Here is a 16,727-nt window from a genome sequence, read left to right as displayed (position 1 = left end):
TCCTTAACCTTTTAGCATACTTAATGCTTTAATTGTAGCACGAACGACATTTGCAGAGTTGTTTGAACCAAGAGATTTAGTAAGTATATTTTTGATACCTGCCAACTCTACAACTGGACGAGCACCACCACCAGCGATAACTCCGGTACCTTCGCTAGCTGGTTTTAGTAGAATTCTACTTGCGTTGTATTTAACTTCGATATCGTGAGGAATTGTATTGCCTTTTAATTTGACTTCTACAATGTTTTTAAACGCATCATCAGTAGCTTTTCTCATCGCATCTGGCACCTCTTTGGCTTTACCAAATCCAAATCCAACACGACCTTTTTTATCACCTACAACAACAAGAGCTGTAAATCTAAATCTTCTACCGCCTTTTACAACCTTAGTAACACGACCGATATCGACGATTACTTCTTCAAATTCTTCTCTATTATACTTTTCCATCAACAATCCTTGCGTTATAGCTTAATGCCATTTTCTCTTAGAGCTTCAGCAAATGCTGCAACTACACCATGATAAAGATAGCCATTTCTATCAAATACCGCTTCTTTAATTCCGGCTTTTTCTAGTTTTGAAGCAATATCTTTAGCTAGCACTGCCGCACCGGCTTTATTTGCTTTTATGCCTAGTTTTCTGCCATCACTAGCACAAAGCGTAGTAGCGTTGATATCTTCTATCGCTTGGACATATAGAGTTCTATTAGATTTGAATATAGAAATTCTAGGGCAAGACGCAGTACCGCTAATTTTAGCTCTTATTCTTCTTTTTCTCTTAATTCTTAGAGATAATTTTCTTTTTAATACATTTGCTACCATTGCTTACCCTTATTTCTTAGATGTTTTACCGGCTTTGCGGATTATGCGCTCTTCAACATATTTGACACCTTTACCTTTGTAAGGTTCTGGTGGTCTAAAGCCTCTTACTTCAGCTGCTACTTGGCCTACTACTTGTTTATCGCTACCTTTAATAGTGATAATGTTTTTCTCAACACTTACTTCTACACCTTCAGGAAGTTCATAATTAATAGGGTGAGAAAAGCCTAATGCTAGCTCTAATACTTTGCCTTTTGCTGCAGCTTTATAACCAACACCATTGATCTCTAACTGTCTAGTAAATCCAGCAGTTAAGCCAATTACTATATTATTAGCCAAAGCACGATATGTACCCCAGTAAGCTCTGCTTTGTCTATCATCGCCCTTGCTAGCAAAAGTGATAAGACCATCTTTAACTTCTACATTGACATTGCCTTTAGTGTCTAGTTCTTTAGTAGCGTTGCCCTTTTTAAACACTAAAACTACACCATTTAAACTAACATCTAAACCGCTTGGGATAGATATTGGCTGTTTTCCAATTCTTGACATATTTTTCCTTTTTACTTGTCTAGGGTATTTCTACGCTATGCGAATGGATACCCAATACCATAAAAAGATTAGCCTTTGAAATTTAAAAAGGCTAATTCCACCATTACCAAACTGTACAAAGCACCTCACCGCCAACACCAGCTTTGTGTGCTTCATCATTGCTTAAAACACCTTTGCTTGTGCTAACGATAATTGTCCCATAACCATTTTTAAATCTTTTAATCTCATCTTTGCCTTGATAAACTCTACGGCCTGGTTTTGAAACTCTTTTTAGCTCATTGATAACACTTCTACCACGCTCGTCATATTTTAAAACTACATTAATGAATTTTTTATTATTCTCTTCAATAACATTGTAGCTTTCAATATAACCTTTTTGTGCTAGAATTTTTAAAGTCGCCTCAACAACATTTGAGTGTAGAAGTTGAGTAGTCTCTAATCTTCTCATAGCCGCATTTCTAATGCGTGTTAATCCATCTGAAATTAAATCATTTATCATCTTGCTTCCCTTACCAACTTGCTTTTTTAAGACCTGGTATTAGTCCTTCGTTAGCCATTTTTCTTAGGCACACACGGCAAATTCCAAAATCTTTATAAACAGAGTGTGGGCGACCACAAATTTGACATCTAGTGTATCCACGCACGCTAAATTTAGGTTTGCGTGCTGCTTTTGCTATCATTGATTTTTTTGCCATATTACTTTCCTTTTGCAAATGGAATGCCAAAGAGTTCAAGTAGCTTGAACGCTTGTTTGTCATCGTTAGTTGTTGTAACTATAGTTATATTCATACCATGTGTTCTTAGAATTTGATCAAATACAACTTCTGGAAACATTAGTTGTTCATTTAAACCAAAGTTATAATTACCACGACCATCAAATCCATCTCTAGGCAAACCACGGAAGTCTTTTACCCTAGGAAGTGCGATGCTAATTAGTTTATCTAAGAATGCATACATTTGCTCTTTTCTTAGAGTTACTTTTATACCCACTGGGAAGCCTTCTCTTACTTTAAAGCCAGCAACTGATTTTTTAGCATTTGTAACAACTGCTTTTTGGCCGGCTATTAAAGATATTGTATCAGCCATATTTTGAAGTAATTTTTGATCCTTAGCACCCTCGCCAGCTCCGACGCTAATCACAATTTTTTCAATCGCTGGAATAAGCATAGGATTTTTGATATCAAATTCTTTAACCAAAGCCGGTTTAATACTCTCTGCGTATTTAGTTTTTAATCTCATACTTAGCCCTCAACTTTGCTTACATTTGAAATATCAATAGGCATCTCTTTGCTTATAAAGCCACCATTTGGATTTTTCTCACTTGGTTTTACAGCTTTTTTAGCAACTTTTACACCCTCTACTATCACTTGACCTTTTTTAGGAAGCACTGCTAAAACTTTAGCAACTTTGCCTTTATCATCACCTGCGATTACTTTTACTTCATCGCCTTTTTTGATTTTATATTTTACTGCCATTATAGAACCTCCGGTGCAAGAGATACGATTTTCATAAAATTCGCATATCTTACTTCTCTACCCACTGGGCCAAATATACGAGTACCTACTGGCTCTCTTTTGTTATCAAGTATAACAGCAGCATTTTCATCAAATCTAATTAGCGATCCATTATCTCTTTGAACCTCTTTTTTAGTCCTTACTACTACTGCTTTTACCACTTGACCTTTTTTAATTTTGCCATTTGGTAGAGCTTTCTTAACTGAGCAAACGATAACATCACCTAGGCTTGCATATCGTCTTTTGCTACCACCTAAAACTTTTATACACATTAACTCTTTTGCGCCACTATTATCTGCTACTGCTAGTCTTGTAAAACTTTGTATCATTATTCAACTCCTGTTTTCAAAACTGATTGTAAGCGGAATTTTTTTCTAGCGCTTAGCGGTCTGCACTCAACAGCTGATATAGTATCTCCCACTTTTAGCTCATTTTTTTCATCATGAACTAGATACTTTTTAAAGCGTTTTACGAATTTATGATATCTTGGGTGCATAACTCTTCTTTCAACTAATATAGTTGCAGTTTTATTCCCAGCTATCGCTACTACGACACCTTGAATTTCTCTTTTCATTTCTACTGCCATCATTTACCCCTTACTTCGCAGCACTAATTGCAGTATTGATCCTAGCGATATCTTTTTTAGCTTCACGGATCTCATTTGGGTTAGTTAGCTGCATAGTTTTTAGCTTTTGTCTAAGTGTAAATAAAAGCACCTTTTTCTCTTTTAACAAAGCGTTAAGTTCGCTTAAATTTTTTCCACTTATATCAGTATATTTCATTTTCGCTCTCTCTTGTTACAAACTTAGTTTTAAATGGTAGTTTGTGCATAGCTAATGTCAGAGCCTCTCTAGCAAGCTCTTCAGATACTCCAGCCATTTCAAATATTATTCTACCTGGTTTAATATTCATAACCCACTCTTCAACACCGCCTTTACCTTTACCCATACGAGTTTCTAAAGGTTTTTTGGTTATTGGTTTATCTGGAAATACTCTAATCCAAGTTTTAGCCTGTCTTTTAACATGACGAGTATATGCTTGACGAGCAGATTCTATTTGACGAGAGTTGATTCTACCAGCTTCTACGGCTTTTAATCCAAATTCGCCAAGTGCTAGAGCTGTACCACGAGTTGCGTAGCCACGATTGCGGCCTTTCATCATTTTACGATATTTCGTTCTTTTTGGTAATAACATTATTTACCCCTTCTAGCGCGTTTTGCTTTTTTAGAAGTTGTCTCTTCACTCTTATCAGCTTGGATACCTTTTTGTAATACTTCGCCTTTAAATATCCATACTTTGACACCTATATTGCCATAAGTTGTATGCGCTTCTGCAAAACCATAGTCTATTCTAGCTCTTAAAGTATGCAAAGGCACACGACCTTCAAGATACCACTCTGTTCTAGCCATTTCAGCACCACCTAAACGACCTGCTACGCTTACTTTGATACCTTTGGCACCAGCTTTTTGAGCACCTTGGATTACCTTTTTCATAGCACGGCGGAATGCCACACGACGCTCAAGTTGCATCGCTACATTTTCAGCTGCTAATTGAGCTGAGCTTCCTGCTTTACGCTCTTCTTTGATATTGATAGCTACATCTTTATTAACTAATTTAGCAACTTCTAGTCTTAAATTTTCTACTTCGCCGCCTTTTTTGCCGATGATGATACCAGGACGAGCCGCAACTACTGTAACTCTTAGTTTTTTAGCTGTTCTTTCAACTAAAATTTGGCTAACACCAGCGTAATATAGCTTAGCTTTTAGGAATTTTCTTATTTTATAGTCTTCGCCTATGCTTTCTGGAAGAGTTGCTTTTGATGGAAACCATCTAGACTCCCAGTTTCTGTTTATACCTAGTCTAAGACCTATTGGATTAACTTTTTGTCCCATTTTATGCTTCCTTCTCTGTTTTTGCTGGTCTAGCTACTTCTACTAAGATATGGCTAGTAGGTTTGCGAATTCTACTTGCGCTTCCTCTTGCTCTTGGGCGGAATCTTTTTAAGACAGGACCTGCATCTACTCTACAACTTTTCACAACTACCTCTTCAGGCTCAAATCCGCCATTAGCTACAGCTGAGCTGATAGCATTTGCGATATATTTTGCGCCACGATTTGGCATAAAGCTAAGGCTAGCTAATGCTAATTCAGCATTCATACCTTGAACTTCATCAGCTATTAATCTAGCTTTTGTTGGAGATAGTCTGATGAATTTAATAATCGCTCTACTCATAACTTCCCCTTATTTACCTATTTTTTTCTGAACAGAGCCTTTGTGACCCTTAAATGTTCTTGTTGGAGCGAATTCGCCTAGCTTGTAACCTATATGATTTTCTGTTATATATACAGGGATAAAGCTTTTGCCATTATGCACATTAAATGTCAAACCTATCATTTCAGGTGTAATTGTGCTTCTTCTTGACCAAGTTTTGATTGGTTTATTATCATTAGCGGCTTTTGCAGCGATGACTTTTTTCATTACATGGTCATCTACAAAAGGACCTTTTTTTAGCGATCTAGCCATCGTTATTTACCCTTTCTTCTAGAAATTATAAGTCTATCACTAGCTTTTTTACGGCGAGTTTTAGCACCTTTAGTTGGTTTGCCCCATGGAGTAACTGGGTGGCGACCTGAATTTTTCTTACCTTCACCACCGCCGTGTGGGTGATCTACTGGGTTCATCGCACTACCTCTAGTTTGTGGGCGGATACCTCTATAGCGATTGCGACCTGCTTTACCTATAGTTACATTTGCCCAATCTTCATTACCAACTACGCCAACTGTAGCCATACATTCAGCTAGTACTTGTCTCATTTCACCGCTTGGAAGTCTTAGGATTACATATTTTTCTTCTTTACCCATAAGTTGAGCATATCCACCTGCACTTCTTGCCATTTGAGCACCTTTGCCTGGTTTTAGCTCGATATTATGGACGATTGTACCAACTGGAATGCTTTTTAACTTCATAGCGTTGCCTGGTTTTATATCAAGACCGGCTTCGGCTGCACTGATAACATCACCTACATTTAAGCCACTAGGGCGGATAATATATCTTTTTTCACCATCTACATATGAGATTAGAGCGATACGGCAATTTCTATTTGGATCATACTCAATAGCTTCAACTTTGCCTGGAATTCCAAATTTACGACGCTTAAAGTCAATTATACGATATAATTTTTTAGCACCTGCTTCTTTATGGCGACTTGTGATTCTACCATTGTTATTTCTACCAGCTGCGGCAGGAATTTTAACAAGTAGGCTTCTTACACTAGCTTTAGCTGTGATATCTTCGCTGCTAAGACTTGTCATAAATCTTCTACTTGGGGTATAAGGTTTAAAACTTCTTATTGCCATCTTATGCCTCCTGACTTGCTAGGCTTACGCCATCTGGTAATTTGACATAGAATTTTTTATAATCGTTTCTTACGCCAACTCTACCTCTAAAACGCTTAACTTTGCCGTCTATTCTAAGTGAATTTACTCTAAGTGGCGTTACACCAAAATACTCTCTTAATACCTCTTTTAGGCCATTTTTAGTCATTTTTGGTGAAGTTTGGATCACTACTACACCTTGTTCTTGAAGGCCAAGAGTTTTTTCTGTATATACTATAGTTTTGATATCTGTTATATCTGCCATTTTTAGCCCTCTTTTACTATTGATTGTAGTGCTGATTTCTCTGCTATAACCGCACTATAGACTGAGACTAAATATGCATTTACTTCACTAGCATCAATTACATAGCAATTTGCTAGGTTTCTAAATGCTAAAAGAGTCTTAGCATCAAGCTCATTTTTGATGATTAACGCATCTCTAACGCCTAGTTTTTTGATGATAGCTGCTGCGTCTTTTGTTTTGCCACTTTCGATAGCGATACTATCTACTGCATAAAATTTGCCATTTGCTACTTTTTCGTTTAGAGCAAATTCAAGCGCTAATCTTTTTTGTTTTTTATTAACTTTTTGATTATAATTTCTATTATTTTTAGGACCAAATGCCACAGCACCGCCAACCCAAACATTTGTTCTAGTTGAACCAGCTCTTGCGCCACCACGGCCTTTTTGACGCCAAGGTTTTTTACCGCCACCACTTACATCTGAGCGACCTTTTGTGTGGGCTGAGTTTGCTCTCATACTAGCAAGGTAGCTTTTGACATAGAGATATAAATTGTGCGAATTTACTTCAGCGTAACTAGCTGGAAGTTCTAATTCACTTGTTTTTTCAAATTTATCATTTAAAACTGCTATTTTACTCATTTAACTATCCTTACTCTACCCATCGCACCATTAAATCCTGGAACTGAGCCTTTTAATACTAAAATTCCATTAGCACTATCAAAACTTACAACTTCGTTTTTAACGGTAGTTTTTTCATTACCATAGTGTCCGGCCATTTTTCTACCTGGTTGGACACGGCCTGGCCATTCGCAGTTACCTATAGAACCTGGTCTGCGGTGAAATCTCGAACCATGACTCGCAGGACCACCTGAAAATCCATGTCTTTTTATAACACCTTGGAAGCCTCTACCTTTTGTATTAAAGCTAACTTTTAAAACTTTTGCTTCATTTAGTGGAGTAGTATCTAAATCCCCAGCTTCGCTATTTGCTACGCTTAGAGTCGCAAATTGGTTAAATTCACTACTTAAACCATATTTTTTTTGCTGACCTTTTATAGCTTTGTTATTTGCTTTTGTGTGCGCATATGCTACGATAGCTCTGCTATTTTCGCCTACTTCGCATACTTTAGCTGGTAAAAGTCTAAGCAATGTAACAGGAGTGCTTGGGTTTGAGATAGTTCTGCTCATACCTATTTTTTCTACGATATATTCCATCATCTCTTCCTTTTATGCTTACTTGCCCATAGCGCGAACTTCGACATTAACTTCTGGAGCTAAGTCAAGCTTGGTTAGGCTATCAACTGTATCAGGCGTAGCTGCTACGATATCTAGCATACGAGCGTGAATTCTCATCTCAAATTGCTCACGAGAATCTTTATTTACATGTGGAGATTTTAACACTGTATAGCGTTTAATCTTTGTAGGCATAGGTACTGGCCCACGAACATCGGCACCAGTGCGTTTGACAGCTTCTACGATGGCTGCAACTGTGCGGTCTAGAACTCTGTGGTCATAAGCTTTTAGCTTAAGCCTAATTCTTTCCATATTTTTTCCTTTAAAAATAACTTATCGCCAACTTGCGACCTTTTGATATAATGCTCTTGTAGAGGCTTATAAACAAAATCAAGCATACAAGCAAAGCTTACGCTTCTCATCAAAAGATGCGAATTATACCCAAATAAAGTTTTAAAATCAAATTTTAGCGCTATTTTTGCAAATTTTGTTTTATTTTTTTCCTTTTTATAAGGAATATTTTAAATATTAGAATGAAATTTAAATTTAGATAATCTATAGCATTATGTTATTATTACTAAAAGATTGTAAAGCTAATTAAGTAATTTTTATATAACATTAAATTTATCTAATTTACAATCAAATTTTAGATATAATTAACATAAATTAAAAAGGTAATTAATGAAAATATATCAAAATCGCTCGCAACTACTTGAGCAATGAAATCAAATTTGTATTCAAACATTAAAAGAAAAACCACGACTAATAGTAGCACTAACTGGGCTATGTGGTAGCGGCAAAAGCACACTTGGCAAGACAATTCGCAAAAAAGGCTTTGGTAACTTTGCCCCGTACCAAATCGCCGTCATAGATGATAATGTGATGAGCTTAAACCTTATTTATTGTGCGCCCTAAAATTCGCAATACCCCTCCCTCAACACAATCTAAAATATAATTTAAAACCATTTACAAAATTTCTACCTTCATATGTCAAAATAATTTTTTATATCTGTGCAAATCCAGTAAGAATAAACTTTGCTGATGTAGTGATAATCCTTAAAATCGATGAGCAAAGACGCCAAAAACAGCTAGAACAAAGAGAGAGCGATGCAGAGCTAATAAAATCCTAATGAACGGAAAAATAAATATCGATACACCTTTTACACATGGACTTTGTTTGGTGGAGTAGCTTTAAATTCTATGATTTAGCTAAATTTAAAAATCTTTTCCGTTGTGGGTTTTGCAAATATAAGGCGTGATAGTGTAAATTTAAAAGTAACGCTTTTTTTAAAAAGATTGCCACGCCTTCCTGGCGTAAGGCTCGCAATGACAACGCTCCAATGATAAATTTAAGGCTAACGAATTAATTTTAATATATTACCATCATTCATAGAATGATTTTTAATTGTATCAGATATTAATTTACCTAATAAAAAGCCATCTAAAGGTACTCCATTTCCAAAGCACCCATCTCCCTTTCTATAATGATAATCCCATATAATAGAATTTAAATAAAACAAAATATCATCTTTATGAAAATAACTTTCGATACGCGAAAGTATAATTTTTACCACTTTAGCGAATTTGTATCTATTTATCGCACGACATTCTGCATAAAATTTTTCCCTCTGTTTTTCTACTGATTCAGGTGGCAATAATTGCGAGTGAGCAAATAGTTCTTCTCTAAATTTTATATATTCTTGTATATAAAATTCAATATCATCATCTACTTTTTGTGTAAAAGACCAAGCTTTTCCCAATTTAAACATTGCTATAAGAATAAAAATAGCAAAAACGATACCCCAAAAAATTCCCATAATTACTCCTTTTTATGAAACTAACCAAATAATGCCTAGCATAATGGTTACTAAAATAGTCAATGCAGAAAAATCTTTGCTTGTAGATTGCAGGTAATCATTATTAACAACCATAAATGACACGATTAAAGAAATCAAAAAAGCCCAGCCCATATTCGCTCTTTTTATATAAAATTTTCGTTATTGTATTCAAAAAAAAATAGCTTAAATATAATTATTTAATGATTAAAAATTATAATAATAAAGTAATTTAATGTAAATTTTTAACGCACTTTGCAATAAATATTAAATTCAAGAGATAATATAACTACTCTTGCCATATTTAATAAGCTTTCCGGTTTTAATAAGTTTATTAAATACAGTCGATACACTCTGTCTTTGTGCACCTAAAAGATTAGATAGCGTAGCAATAGAAAATGGAATCTCAACGCAACAAAATTCTAGGATTGTGTAATTTACCACTACTATACTATCCATGGCTTCTTGCAAATATACTTTGCATACCTTTTTGTGCTCTTGTCTTTTTAAACTCTCTTGCTACTAGCTTAATAGCATCTTCGTATTTTACCTCTACCCACTCATCTATACCTCTTAATTCAGGTTTTGGACTATCTGGATTTTCTAGATAACTCTTTCTTACCATTGGAGCAGTAATTCTAGTTTTATATACTAAATCTGCCATTGTATCTTGAAGTGGATTTGGGATTTTTTATAGCACTTGATAGGGTTTAGAACTTATGATTTTACCATCTTTTACTATAGATTGCTAGGAAGCATTGGAGCAAGACTTAAAGCTGCGCCTAGTTTTAAAAATTCTCTTCTATTGGTTTTAATTTGATATCTCCTTTTGAAACTTTTTGTAGATATTGAATTATTAGCAACTCATCTTTTTTATCAATTGGAGTACGAGATAGCATTGATTTAAATAGCGATGGCCACTGATTTGAATTATATTGACTCTCTTTGTGCAAATGATGGCAGATTGAACAGCTCTCTTGATATGTCTGCTTAGCTCTATCTAGCATAAGTTTTAGAACTTTTTCTAGGTTATCTTTTATAGTATAGGCTATTACTTTAACCTCGTCCCACTTGCCAGAATCATTAGCTTTTACGGTAATATTTCCAATAGTTATGCCATTAATCATAAAATCTTTAATTGTACCAGTAACAACCACGCCAAAAATTTGAGTATTATTAACTTCAACTCTTACACCAGTTTTATCGCTTACACCATTCATCATTTCAGCTTGCATCATTACCATTAGATATGGCTTGACCTAATGAGCTAGAGAGTGAAAATATCTATTGTGATTGATTTAAATGAATATATAAAAATAAATTAAAAGCCTAGCTAGCAAATGCTAGCTAGATAGAATTATTTAAGTGTAGAGATATAGTCATTAACTGCTGCCATATCAGCATCGCTTAAAGTAGCCATTTGACCTTTCATGATAGCACCCATGCCAATTTTGCCTTTACCATCATTTAGAGCACCAGCTTTATAAGCTTTCATATCAGCTAATCTTTGAGCTGGATCTGCATCAACTAGAGCTGGAACTTTATTTAGATATTTTTTTTCAGCTTTAGCACCATGACAAACTGCACATTTTTTGTAAATGTCAGCACCATCAGCAGCGAATGCGCCAACACAGGTTAATGCAACTAATAGAACTATTTTTTTCATTTTATATCCTTTTTTGAGAGATTTTAAAAGAGTATTATAGTGGCAATATTCTGAATTTTAGATTAAATACTAGAATTAAATTTTTAATTTTTAGTTAGCGATTATTGGATAAATTCATCTATATTAAGTGAATTTAAACTAAAAATAGATAAAATCAACCTATGGAAAAGATTAAAGCACTATTTTTAGATCGTGACGGGGTGATAAATAAAGATCCTGGTTATGTTTATCGTATAGAAGATTTTGAGTTTATGCCTGGAATTTTTGAGGCTTTGGCTGGATTTATGATGCTTGGATATGAGATTTTTGTAGTTACAAATCAATCTGGAATTGGTAGGGGATATTATAGTGAAGATGATTTTGCAAAGCTTAGCAAGTATATGATTGATGAGTTTAAATCTTATGGTATTGAGATTAAAAAAATATACCATTGTCCTCACACTCCAAGCAATGATTGTAATTGCAGAAAGCCTAAACCTGGAATGATATTGCAGGCTTTAGATGAATTTAATATTAGTTTAAAAGATTCATTAATGATAGGAGATAAGCCAAGCGATTTAGAATCAGCACGAAGAGCTGGAGTAGAAAAAGGCTATTTAATCGGCGATGAATTTAAAAGCGTATTAGAAGTTTTAGAGCATATAAAAGGACAAAAATGAAGATATTAATAACTGGTGGAGCTGGATTTATAGGATCAAATTTGGCTAAATATTTTATGGATAAACATGAGGTTTTAGTAGTGGATAAATTTCGCTCTAATGAGACTTTTAGTAATGGAAATTTAAAAAGTTTTGGTCATTATAAAAATTTGATCGGCTTTAAAGGCCAAATTCATTGCGGAGATATATGCGATAGAGATACTATTAAAAAGATGAGAGAGTTTAAGCCCGATGTGATATATCATGAGGCTGCTATATCTGATACAACTGTGGCTGAACAAGATGAGATAATGAGGGTGAATTTAAATTCATTTAAAGATATTATTGATATTGCTTATGAAAATGGCTCAAAGCTAATATATGCTAGTAGCGGTGCTACATATGGAGATGCACCAAGCCCACAAAGTGTAGGTGTAGGTGAAAATCCGGCCAATGTCTATGGATTTAGTAAGCTTATGATGGATGAGATGGGGCGTGAATTTAATGCTAAAACTGGACTTCATATTGTAGGGCTTAGATATTTTAATGTATATGGAGATGGAGAGTTTTATAAAAATAAAACTGCCTCTATGATATTGCAGTTTGGGCTTCAAATTTTAAGTGGAAAAGCACCAAGGCTTTTTGAAGGTAGCGATAAGATAAAAAGGGATTTTGTCTATATAAAAGATATAATTTTAGCCAATGAATTAGCGATAAATGGCGATAGCGGAGTCTATAATGTCGGCACGGGCAATGCTAGAAGTTTTCAAGATATTGCCGATATTTTACAGCGTGAGATTGGCGTAAATTTAGGTAATGAGTATATTGCTAATCCATTTGCATCACAGTATCAATTCTTTACACAAGCTGATATTGAACCTACAAGAACTGGATTAAAATATGAGCCTAGATGGAGCTTAGAAGATGCTATAAAAGACTATCTACCAGCAATAAAAAGAATTTATAATAGTGAGTTTAAATAATGGCTAAGGTTTTAGTAGTTGGGGATTTAATGATTGATCACTATATCTGGGGTAGTTGTGATCGCATAAGCCCAGAAGCCCCAGTGCAAGTAGTAAATATCAAAAATGAAACTAAAAGGCTTGGCGGCTGTGGTAATGTAGTATCAAATTTGATCGCTCTTGGTGCAGAAGTAGGCGTAGTAAGTGTAGTTGGCGATGATGATTTAGGTAAAGAAATTTTAGAGCTTTTAGATGCTCGTGGAGCTAAGGCTGAGTTAGTTTTATCTCAAAGTGGAAGAAAATCTAGCCAAAAAAGTCGTATAATGGTATCACATCAGCAAGTAATTAGGCTAGATACTGAGAGTATAAGTGATATAAATTGTGCTGACGAGATTGTCAGTAAATTTGCAGATATTTTAGCTAGTTATGATATTGTTTTGCTAAGTGATTATGGTAAGGGTGTATTGAGTAATTACTTAACCAAGCAGATAATATCAATTGCTAAAAATAATCATAAGATGGTATTAGTAGATCCAAAGGGTAAGGATTATAGTAAATATAAAGGTGCGACACTTTTAACCCCAAATAAAAAAGAAGCAAGCGAGGCGTTAGGATTTTCTATAGATAGCGATGAAAGCTTGGAATTGGCTTTAAAAAGTATGAAATTAAACTATGAATTAGAGTACTCTTTAATCACTCTTAGCGAAGATGGGATTGGGCTTTTAAGCGATGAGGTTAAGAAATTTCCAGCTCTTGCTAAAGAGGTTTTTGATGTAACCGGTGCTGGTGATAGCGTACTAGCTACTTTGGGTTATTGCTTAGCTAGCAAGATGAGCATAGAAGAGGCGATAGATAATGCAAATTTGGCCGCAGCAGTAGTTGTAGGTAAGGTAGGAAGTGCAGATGCAAGCTGGGGCGAAATAGAGAATCTAAAGAGTAAAAAAATTGGTTTTGAGCGTAAAATTGTCAAACTTGATGAGCTTTTAAAGGTTGATAGAAGTGGTAAAACTTTAGTATTTACCAATGGCTGTTTTGATATTATGCATATTGGTCATATCAGCTACTTGCAAAAGGCTAAAATGCTTGGCGATATATTAGTAGTAGGATTAAATTCAGATAATTCAGTAAGAGAGTTAAAAGGCAAAGATAGGCCAGTAAATGTGCAATATGATAGGGCTGCGATGTTGTGTGCGATGGAGTTTGTCGATTTTGTCGTGATATTTGATGAGCTAACTCCACATGAGTTAATCAAAGCAATTAAACCTGATATATTAGTAAAAGGTGCAGACTATAAAGACAAAGAGATAGTAGGTAGTGAATTTGCTAAAAGAGTTGAGTTAATAGAGTTTATTGAGGGCAAAAGCACCACAAAAATAATAGAAAAAATCAAAAAATAAGAGGCTAAAATGAGTATATTTACAGATGAATTAAAAGCACATTTAGAGGTGGCAAATAGAGTTTTGTCCATAGATGAAGCGGTGATGAGTGTAGCAAATACAGTAGTAGCAACGCTAAAAAACTCAAATAAAATTTTAATTTGTGGTAATGGAGGAAGCGCAGCTGATGCACAACACTTTGCAGCAGAACTAACTGGTAGATATAAGAGCGAGAGAATTTCTCTTCCAGCAATTGCATTAACTACTGATACTTCAGCGCTTACTGCAATTGGTAATGACTATGGATATGATGAAATTTTTGCAAGACAGCTTAGTGGCGTAGGAAATAGCGGAGATTTACTAATAGGTATAAGTACAAGCGGTAATAGCAAAAATGTATTAAAAGCATTTGAGATTGCAAAACAAAAGGGCATTAAAACCATAGGATTAAGTGGCAGAGATGGTGGAGCAATGAATGAGTTATGTGATATAAATGTAGTTGTGCCTTCTAATGATACAGCTAGAATTCAAGAGATGCATATCTTAATAATTCACACTATTTGCGCTGCAGTAGATGGAGCGTTTTGAGTTTAAATTATATAATTTGTCTAGCTAGCTCTAATGCAAGGGCTGGTTTTAGCTCTTTCATACACTCATGAGAGCCTAGCGGACAGACTCTTTTCATACATGGCATACATGGCAAATTTAGATGTGCTAGTCTTGCTTTTGGGTTATTATATGGGCTAGTTCTAGTAAAGTTAGTTGGGCCAAATAGTGCAACTGTTGGCACCTTAAAAGCAGCTGCGATATGCATTGGTCCGCTATCATTAGTAATAAAAAGCCCAAGTCCAGCAATATAACTAGCTAACTCTTTTATACTAGTTTTACCACAAAGATTTATATGCGATATACCGCTTTTAGTCAAAATATAGCTAATCTCATCACAAATCTCTATCTCGCCATTTCCACCAAAAATCAAAATATCAAATTTATCTGCTAACTCCATAGCAACCTGAGCAAAATAGCTAGGATACCATCTTTTAGCACTTCCATATGTTGCGCCTGGATTTAGCCCTAGAGTCGGCCTAGTATAAATTTGTGGGGTAAAGCTTAACTCCATTTCATTGGTTAAAATACCAATATTAAGGGCTTTTGAACTAAAATTTAGATAATCAACTACTAAATGGTCATTTTTATTAATTGGCCTATATACTCCACTTTTTGGAGCGTGAATAAAAAATGCCAAAGCCTTTGAGGCTAGATGACTTCTAAAGCTGATAAATGCATCAAATTTAGGCTGGGATTTGGCTAATTTATATAGATATGCTAGGCGAAATTTGGATTTTTTGGACTCATCTATTATAATATCGCCAAGATTAGCAAATAGAGCTGTACTAGCCGCAGAGCCAAAAAATGTTAATTTTGTATCTTTAAAATTTGCCCTAATATTTGCAATAGCAGCACTACTCATTACCCCATCGCCAAGCCATGTTGGCAACTCAATGAATACTCTCACCAATAACCTTTAGAATTTCATTTAGATTCTTTTCAACGCTAAATTCACGTGCTAATTCGCTATTTTGCCCTGAAATCTCTAAAAGTAGATCATGATCTGTTAGCAAAAGATTTATATATTCATCTATACTTTGATCACTAGCATCCTTCATAATAAACTCACTACCTAAAATCTCACTAGCTCCATTTTGTTCAGTAGTAAAACACGCACAACCATAGCTAAGTGCTTCTAAGAGTTGATTGCTAAATGAGTTATAATGCGATGGCAAAACAAATATATCAGCTGCTTCATAGTAGTGATTCATTATAGTTTGAGATGGACGGAAAATAACTGTAACACCAAGATTTTGGGCAATTTTTCTATATTTTAAAACAGCTTTATCGCTACCGATAATAAGTGCATTTACCTTGGTCTCCAAACGACTTAAAAGCTCAATAAATTCCCCAGCTCCATCAATCCTAAAATTATCTGATACAAATAGTATAATTGGCAATTCCATATTAAGCCCAAGCTCATTACATAAACGCATCTTGGCTCTGCCTTTTTGGATTTGAATTGGAGGTGTGATTCCTGGATAAATAGTAACTAATTTATTTGGGTCTAGATTATAAACAGTCTCTAATCCAAAGCGAGTTAGATTTGAATTTGCTATAATTTTAGTAGCGTTTTGGACGCATTTTTTCTCAATTTGACCAGCGATGAAATTTGAAAAGCTTAAAAACCAAAATTTATAAAGCTTTTTATAAATTTTTTGTACACCATCATTGGCTAAATATATATCAGCACTATCAAATCTATCTAAACAGATATAAAACTCATTGCCCTTTTGCTTTTTGGCTATATTATTGATTTTAAGCGGCCCCAGTAGGCTAGTTTTAGCTTTAATGCCACTATAATTTTTAGATATAGTAGTATATTTAAGCGAATTTAAAGCAGCTTTTAAGCGCTCGATAAACCTCTGATTTTTGCTAGAAAAGCTTATTTCTAAGATTGATATATTTTTCATT

28 protein-coding genes and 2 pseudogenes are annotated in these 16,727 nt (G+C 34.8%); 4 read left to right on the top strand and 26 right to left on the bottom strand.

What is annotated here, in order from left to right; genetic code table 11:
- Positions 1–3: 3 nt before the first annotated feature.
- The 24 genes and pseudogenes from rpsE to CIGNP85_RS04755 all read right to left on the bottom strand — a co-directional run bounded on the left by rpsE (position 4) and on the right by CIGNP85_RS04755 (position 11,228).
- Positions 4–447, bottom strand: coding sequence for a 30S ribosomal protein S5 (gene rpsE / locus CIGNP85_RS04875; protein WP_086225400.1), 444 nt, complete (start codon positions 445–447; stop codon positions 4–6).
- A gap of 14 nt (positions 448–461) precedes the next feature.
- Positions 462–818, bottom strand: coding sequence for a 50S ribosomal protein L18 (gene rplR, locus CIGNP85_RS04870; RefSeq protein WP_086234754.1), 357 nt, complete (start codon positions 816–818; stop codon positions 462–464).
- A 9-nt stretch (positions 819–827) separates the two neighbouring features.
- Positions 828–1,364 (bottom strand): 50S ribosomal protein L6, encoded by a 537-nt coding sequence (rplF, locus tag CIGNP85_RS04865; RefSeq protein WP_086234755.1) that lies wholly within the window; start codon positions 1,362–1,364, stop codon positions 828–830.
- A gap of 103 nt (positions 1,365–1,467) precedes the next feature.
- The gene (gene rpsH / locus CIGNP85_RS04860; RefSeq protein ID WP_086225397.1) at positions 1,468–1,863 is read right to left on the bottom strand and encodes a 30S ribosomal protein S8; all 396 of its coding nucleotides are present in this window, start codon (positions 1,861–1,863) and stop codon (positions 1,468–1,470) included.
- 10 nt (positions 1,864–1,873) lie between these two features.
- Positions 1,874–2,059 carry a type Z 30S ribosomal protein S14 gene (locus CIGNP85_RS04855; RefSeq protein WP_038452543.1) on the bottom strand — a complete coding sequence of 62 codons (186 nt, stop codon included), beginning with the start codon at positions 2,057–2,059 and terminating at the stop codon, positions 1,874–1,876.
- A gap of 1 nt (position 2,060) precedes the next feature.
- The gene (rplE, locus tag CIGNP85_RS04850; protein ID WP_086225396.1) at positions 2,061–2,603 is read right to left on the bottom strand and encodes a 50S ribosomal protein L5; all 543 of its coding nucleotides are present in this window, start codon (positions 2,601–2,603) and stop codon (positions 2,061–2,063) included.
- 2 nt (positions 2,604–2,605) lie between these two features.
- Positions 2,606–2,839, bottom strand: coding sequence for a 50S ribosomal protein L24 (rplX, locus tag CIGNP85_RS04845; RefSeq protein ID WP_086225395.1), 234 nt, complete (start codon positions 2,837–2,839; stop codon positions 2,606–2,608).
- Entirely contained in the window at positions 2,839–3,207 is a 369-nt protein-coding gene (gene rplN / locus CIGNP85_RS04840; RefSeq protein WP_086225394.1) for a 50S ribosomal protein L14, read from the bottom strand. Before rplN ends, rplX begins: the two co-directional genes overlap by 1 nt.
- A complete protein-coding gene (rpsQ, locus tag CIGNP85_RS04835; protein WP_407712977.1) occupies positions 3,207–3,452 on the bottom strand; it encodes a 30S ribosomal protein S17 in 246 nt (81 codons plus the stop codon). The genes rplN and rpsQ overlap by 1 nt, the downstream gene beginning before the upstream one ends.
- A 22-nt stretch (positions 3,453–3,474) precedes the next feature.
- The gene (rpmC, locus tag CIGNP85_RS04830; RefSeq protein WP_086225392.1) at positions 3,475–3,660 is read right to left on the bottom strand and encodes a 50S ribosomal protein L29; all 186 of its coding nucleotides are present in this window, start codon (positions 3,658–3,660) and stop codon (positions 3,475–3,477) included.
- Complete coding sequence (gene rplP, locus CIGNP85_RS04825) at positions 3,647–4,072, bottom strand: 50S ribosomal protein L16 (RefSeq protein ID WP_086225391.1); 426 nt, start codon at positions 4,070–4,072, stop codon at positions 3,647–3,649. The genes rpmC and rplP overlap by 14 nt, the downstream gene beginning before the upstream one ends.
- Positions 4,072–4,770, bottom strand: a complete 699-nt coding sequence (gene rpsC / locus CIGNP85_RS04820; protein WP_086228532.1) for a 30S ribosomal protein S3 — start codon at positions 4,768–4,770, stop codon at positions 4,072–4,074. The genes rplP and rpsC overlap by 1 nt, the downstream gene beginning before the upstream one ends.
- A 7-nt stretch (positions 4,771–4,777) precedes the next feature.
- A pseudogene (gene rplV / locus CIGNP85_RS04815) lies at positions 4,778–5,110 on the bottom strand (50S ribosomal protein L22); the annotation flags it as partial.
- Between the two features lie 9 nt (positions 5,111–5,119).
- The gene (rpsS, locus tag CIGNP85_RS04810) at positions 5,120–5,401 is read right to left on the bottom strand and encodes a 30S ribosomal protein S19 (RefSeq protein ID WP_086225388.1); all 282 of its coding nucleotides are present in this window, start codon (positions 5,399–5,401) and stop codon (positions 5,120–5,122) included.
- A 2-nt stretch (positions 5,402–5,403) separates the two neighbouring features.
- Positions 5,404–6,234 carry a 50S ribosomal protein L2 gene (gene rplB, locus CIGNP85_RS04805; RefSeq protein WP_086226585.1) on the bottom strand — a complete coding sequence of 277 codons (831 nt, stop codon included), beginning with the start codon at positions 6,232–6,234 and terminating at the stop codon, positions 5,404–5,406.
- 1 nt (position 6,235) lies between these two features.
- A complete protein-coding gene (locus CIGNP85_RS04800; RefSeq protein ID WP_086225386.1) occupies positions 6,236–6,517 on the bottom strand; it encodes a 50S ribosomal protein L23 in 282 nt (93 codons plus the stop codon).
- Between the two features lie 2 nt (positions 6,518–6,519).
- Entirely contained in the window at positions 6,520–7,134 is a 615-nt protein-coding gene (rplD, locus tag CIGNP85_RS04795) for a 50S ribosomal protein L4 (protein ID WP_063997497.1), read from the bottom strand.
- The gene (rplC, locus tag CIGNP85_RS04790) at positions 7,131–7,709 is read right to left on the bottom strand and encodes a 50S ribosomal protein L3 (RefSeq protein WP_086225385.1); all 579 of its coding nucleotides are present in this window, start codon (positions 7,707–7,709) and stop codon (positions 7,131–7,133) included. Before rplC ends, rplD begins: the two co-directional genes overlap by 4 nt.
- A gap of 18 nt (positions 7,710–7,727) precedes the next feature.
- Entirely contained in the window at positions 7,728–8,039 is a 312-nt protein-coding gene (gene rpsJ, locus CIGNP85_RS04785) for a 30S ribosomal protein S10 (protein ID WP_002847957.1), read from the bottom strand.
- A 1,043-nt stretch (positions 8,040–9,082) separates the two neighbouring features.
- Positions 9,083–9,544, bottom strand: coding sequence for a hypothetical protein (locus CIGNP85_RS04775; RefSeq protein WP_086287204.1), 462 nt, complete (start codon positions 9,542–9,544; stop codon positions 9,083–9,085).
- A 291-nt stretch (positions 9,545–9,835) separates the two neighbouring features.
- Positions 9,836–10,021, bottom strand: coding sequence for a helix-turn-helix domain-containing protein (locus CIGNP85_RS04770; protein WP_086232670.1), 186 nt, complete (start codon positions 10,019–10,021; stop codon positions 9,836–9,838).
- Positions 10,017–10,301: pseudogene (locus CIGNP85_RS04765) on the bottom strand (trimethylamine-N-oxide reductase TorA); the annotation flags it as partial. The pseudogene CIGNP85_RS04765 and the gene CIGNP85_RS04770, both read right to left, overlap by 5 nt.
- Before the next feature lie 49 nt (positions 10,302–10,350).
- Positions 10,351–10,806, bottom strand: a complete 456-nt coding sequence (locus CIGNP85_RS08525; RefSeq protein WP_236845595.1) for a hypothetical protein — start codon at positions 10,804–10,806, stop codon at positions 10,351–10,353.
- Positions 10,807–10,919: 113 nt separating this feature from the next.
- Positions 10,920–11,228, bottom strand: a complete 309-nt coding sequence (locus tag CIGNP85_RS04755; protein ID WP_086225302.1) for a c-type cytochrome — start codon at positions 11,226–11,228, stop codon at positions 10,920–10,922.
- A 161-nt stretch (positions 11,229–11,389) separates the two neighbouring features.
- Here CIGNP85_RS04755 and gmhB point away from each other — a divergent pair, with 161 nt between their 5' ends.
- Genes gmhB through gmhA form a run of 4 tightly spaced genes read left to right on the top strand, consistent with a single transcriptional unit; the run spans position 11,390 to position 14,792 of the window.
- On the top strand, positions 11,390–11,887 hold the full coding sequence (gene gmhB, locus CIGNP85_RS04750) for a D-glycero-beta-D-manno-heptose 1,7-bisphosphate 7-phosphatase (RefSeq protein ID WP_086287200.1): 498 nt from the start codon (positions 11,390–11,392) through the stop codon (positions 11,885–11,887).
- On the top strand, positions 11,884–12,849 hold the full coding sequence (rfaD, locus tag CIGNP85_RS04745) for an ADP-glyceromanno-heptose 6-epimerase (protein ID WP_086287198.1): 966 nt from the start codon (positions 11,884–11,886) through the stop codon (positions 12,847–12,849). The genes gmhB and rfaD overlap by 4 nt, the downstream gene beginning before the upstream one ends.
- The gene (gene rfaE1, locus CIGNP85_RS04740; protein ID WP_086226592.1) at positions 12,849–14,225 is read left to right on the top strand and encodes a D-glycero-beta-D-manno-heptose-7-phosphate kinase; all 1,377 of its coding nucleotides are present in this window, start codon (positions 12,849–12,851) and stop codon (positions 14,223–14,225) included. The genes rfaD and rfaE1 overlap by 1 nt, the downstream gene beginning before the upstream one ends.
- 9 nt (positions 14,226–14,234) lie before the next feature.
- Positions 14,235–14,792, top strand: a complete 558-nt coding sequence (gmhA, locus tag CIGNP85_RS04735) for a D-sedoheptulose 7-phosphate isomerase (protein WP_086234761.1) — start codon at positions 14,235–14,237, stop codon at positions 14,790–14,792.
- 7 nt (positions 14,793–14,799) lie between these two features.
- Here the strand turns inward: gmhA and CIGNP85_RS04730 are convergent, their stop codons facing one another.
- Together CIGNP85_RS04730 and CIGNP85_RS04725 are read right to left on the bottom strand one after the other, a co-directional pair.
- Positions 14,800–15,720, bottom strand: coding sequence for a glycosyltransferase family 9 protein (locus CIGNP85_RS04730; protein ID WP_086243364.1), 921 nt, complete (start codon positions 15,718–15,720; stop codon positions 14,800–14,802).
- On the bottom strand, positions 15,704–16,726 hold the full coding sequence (locus CIGNP85_RS04725; RefSeq protein ID WP_086287196.1) for a glycosyltransferase family 4 protein: 1,023 nt from the start codon (positions 16,724–16,726) through the stop codon (positions 15,704–15,706). Before CIGNP85_RS04725 ends, CIGNP85_RS04730 begins: the two co-directional genes overlap by 17 nt.
- Position 16,727 lies beyond the last annotated feature (1 nt).

Origin of the sequence: Campylobacter sp. P0085 (genome assembly GCF_002139495.1) — a bacterium.
GTDB classification, from domain to species: Bacteria; Campylobacterota; Campylobacteria; order Campylobacterales; family Campylobacteraceae; genus Campylobacter; species Campylobacter devanensis.
Note: the sequence above shows the minus strand (reverse complement) of the source record. Positions and strands in the feature narration are given on the sequence as shown.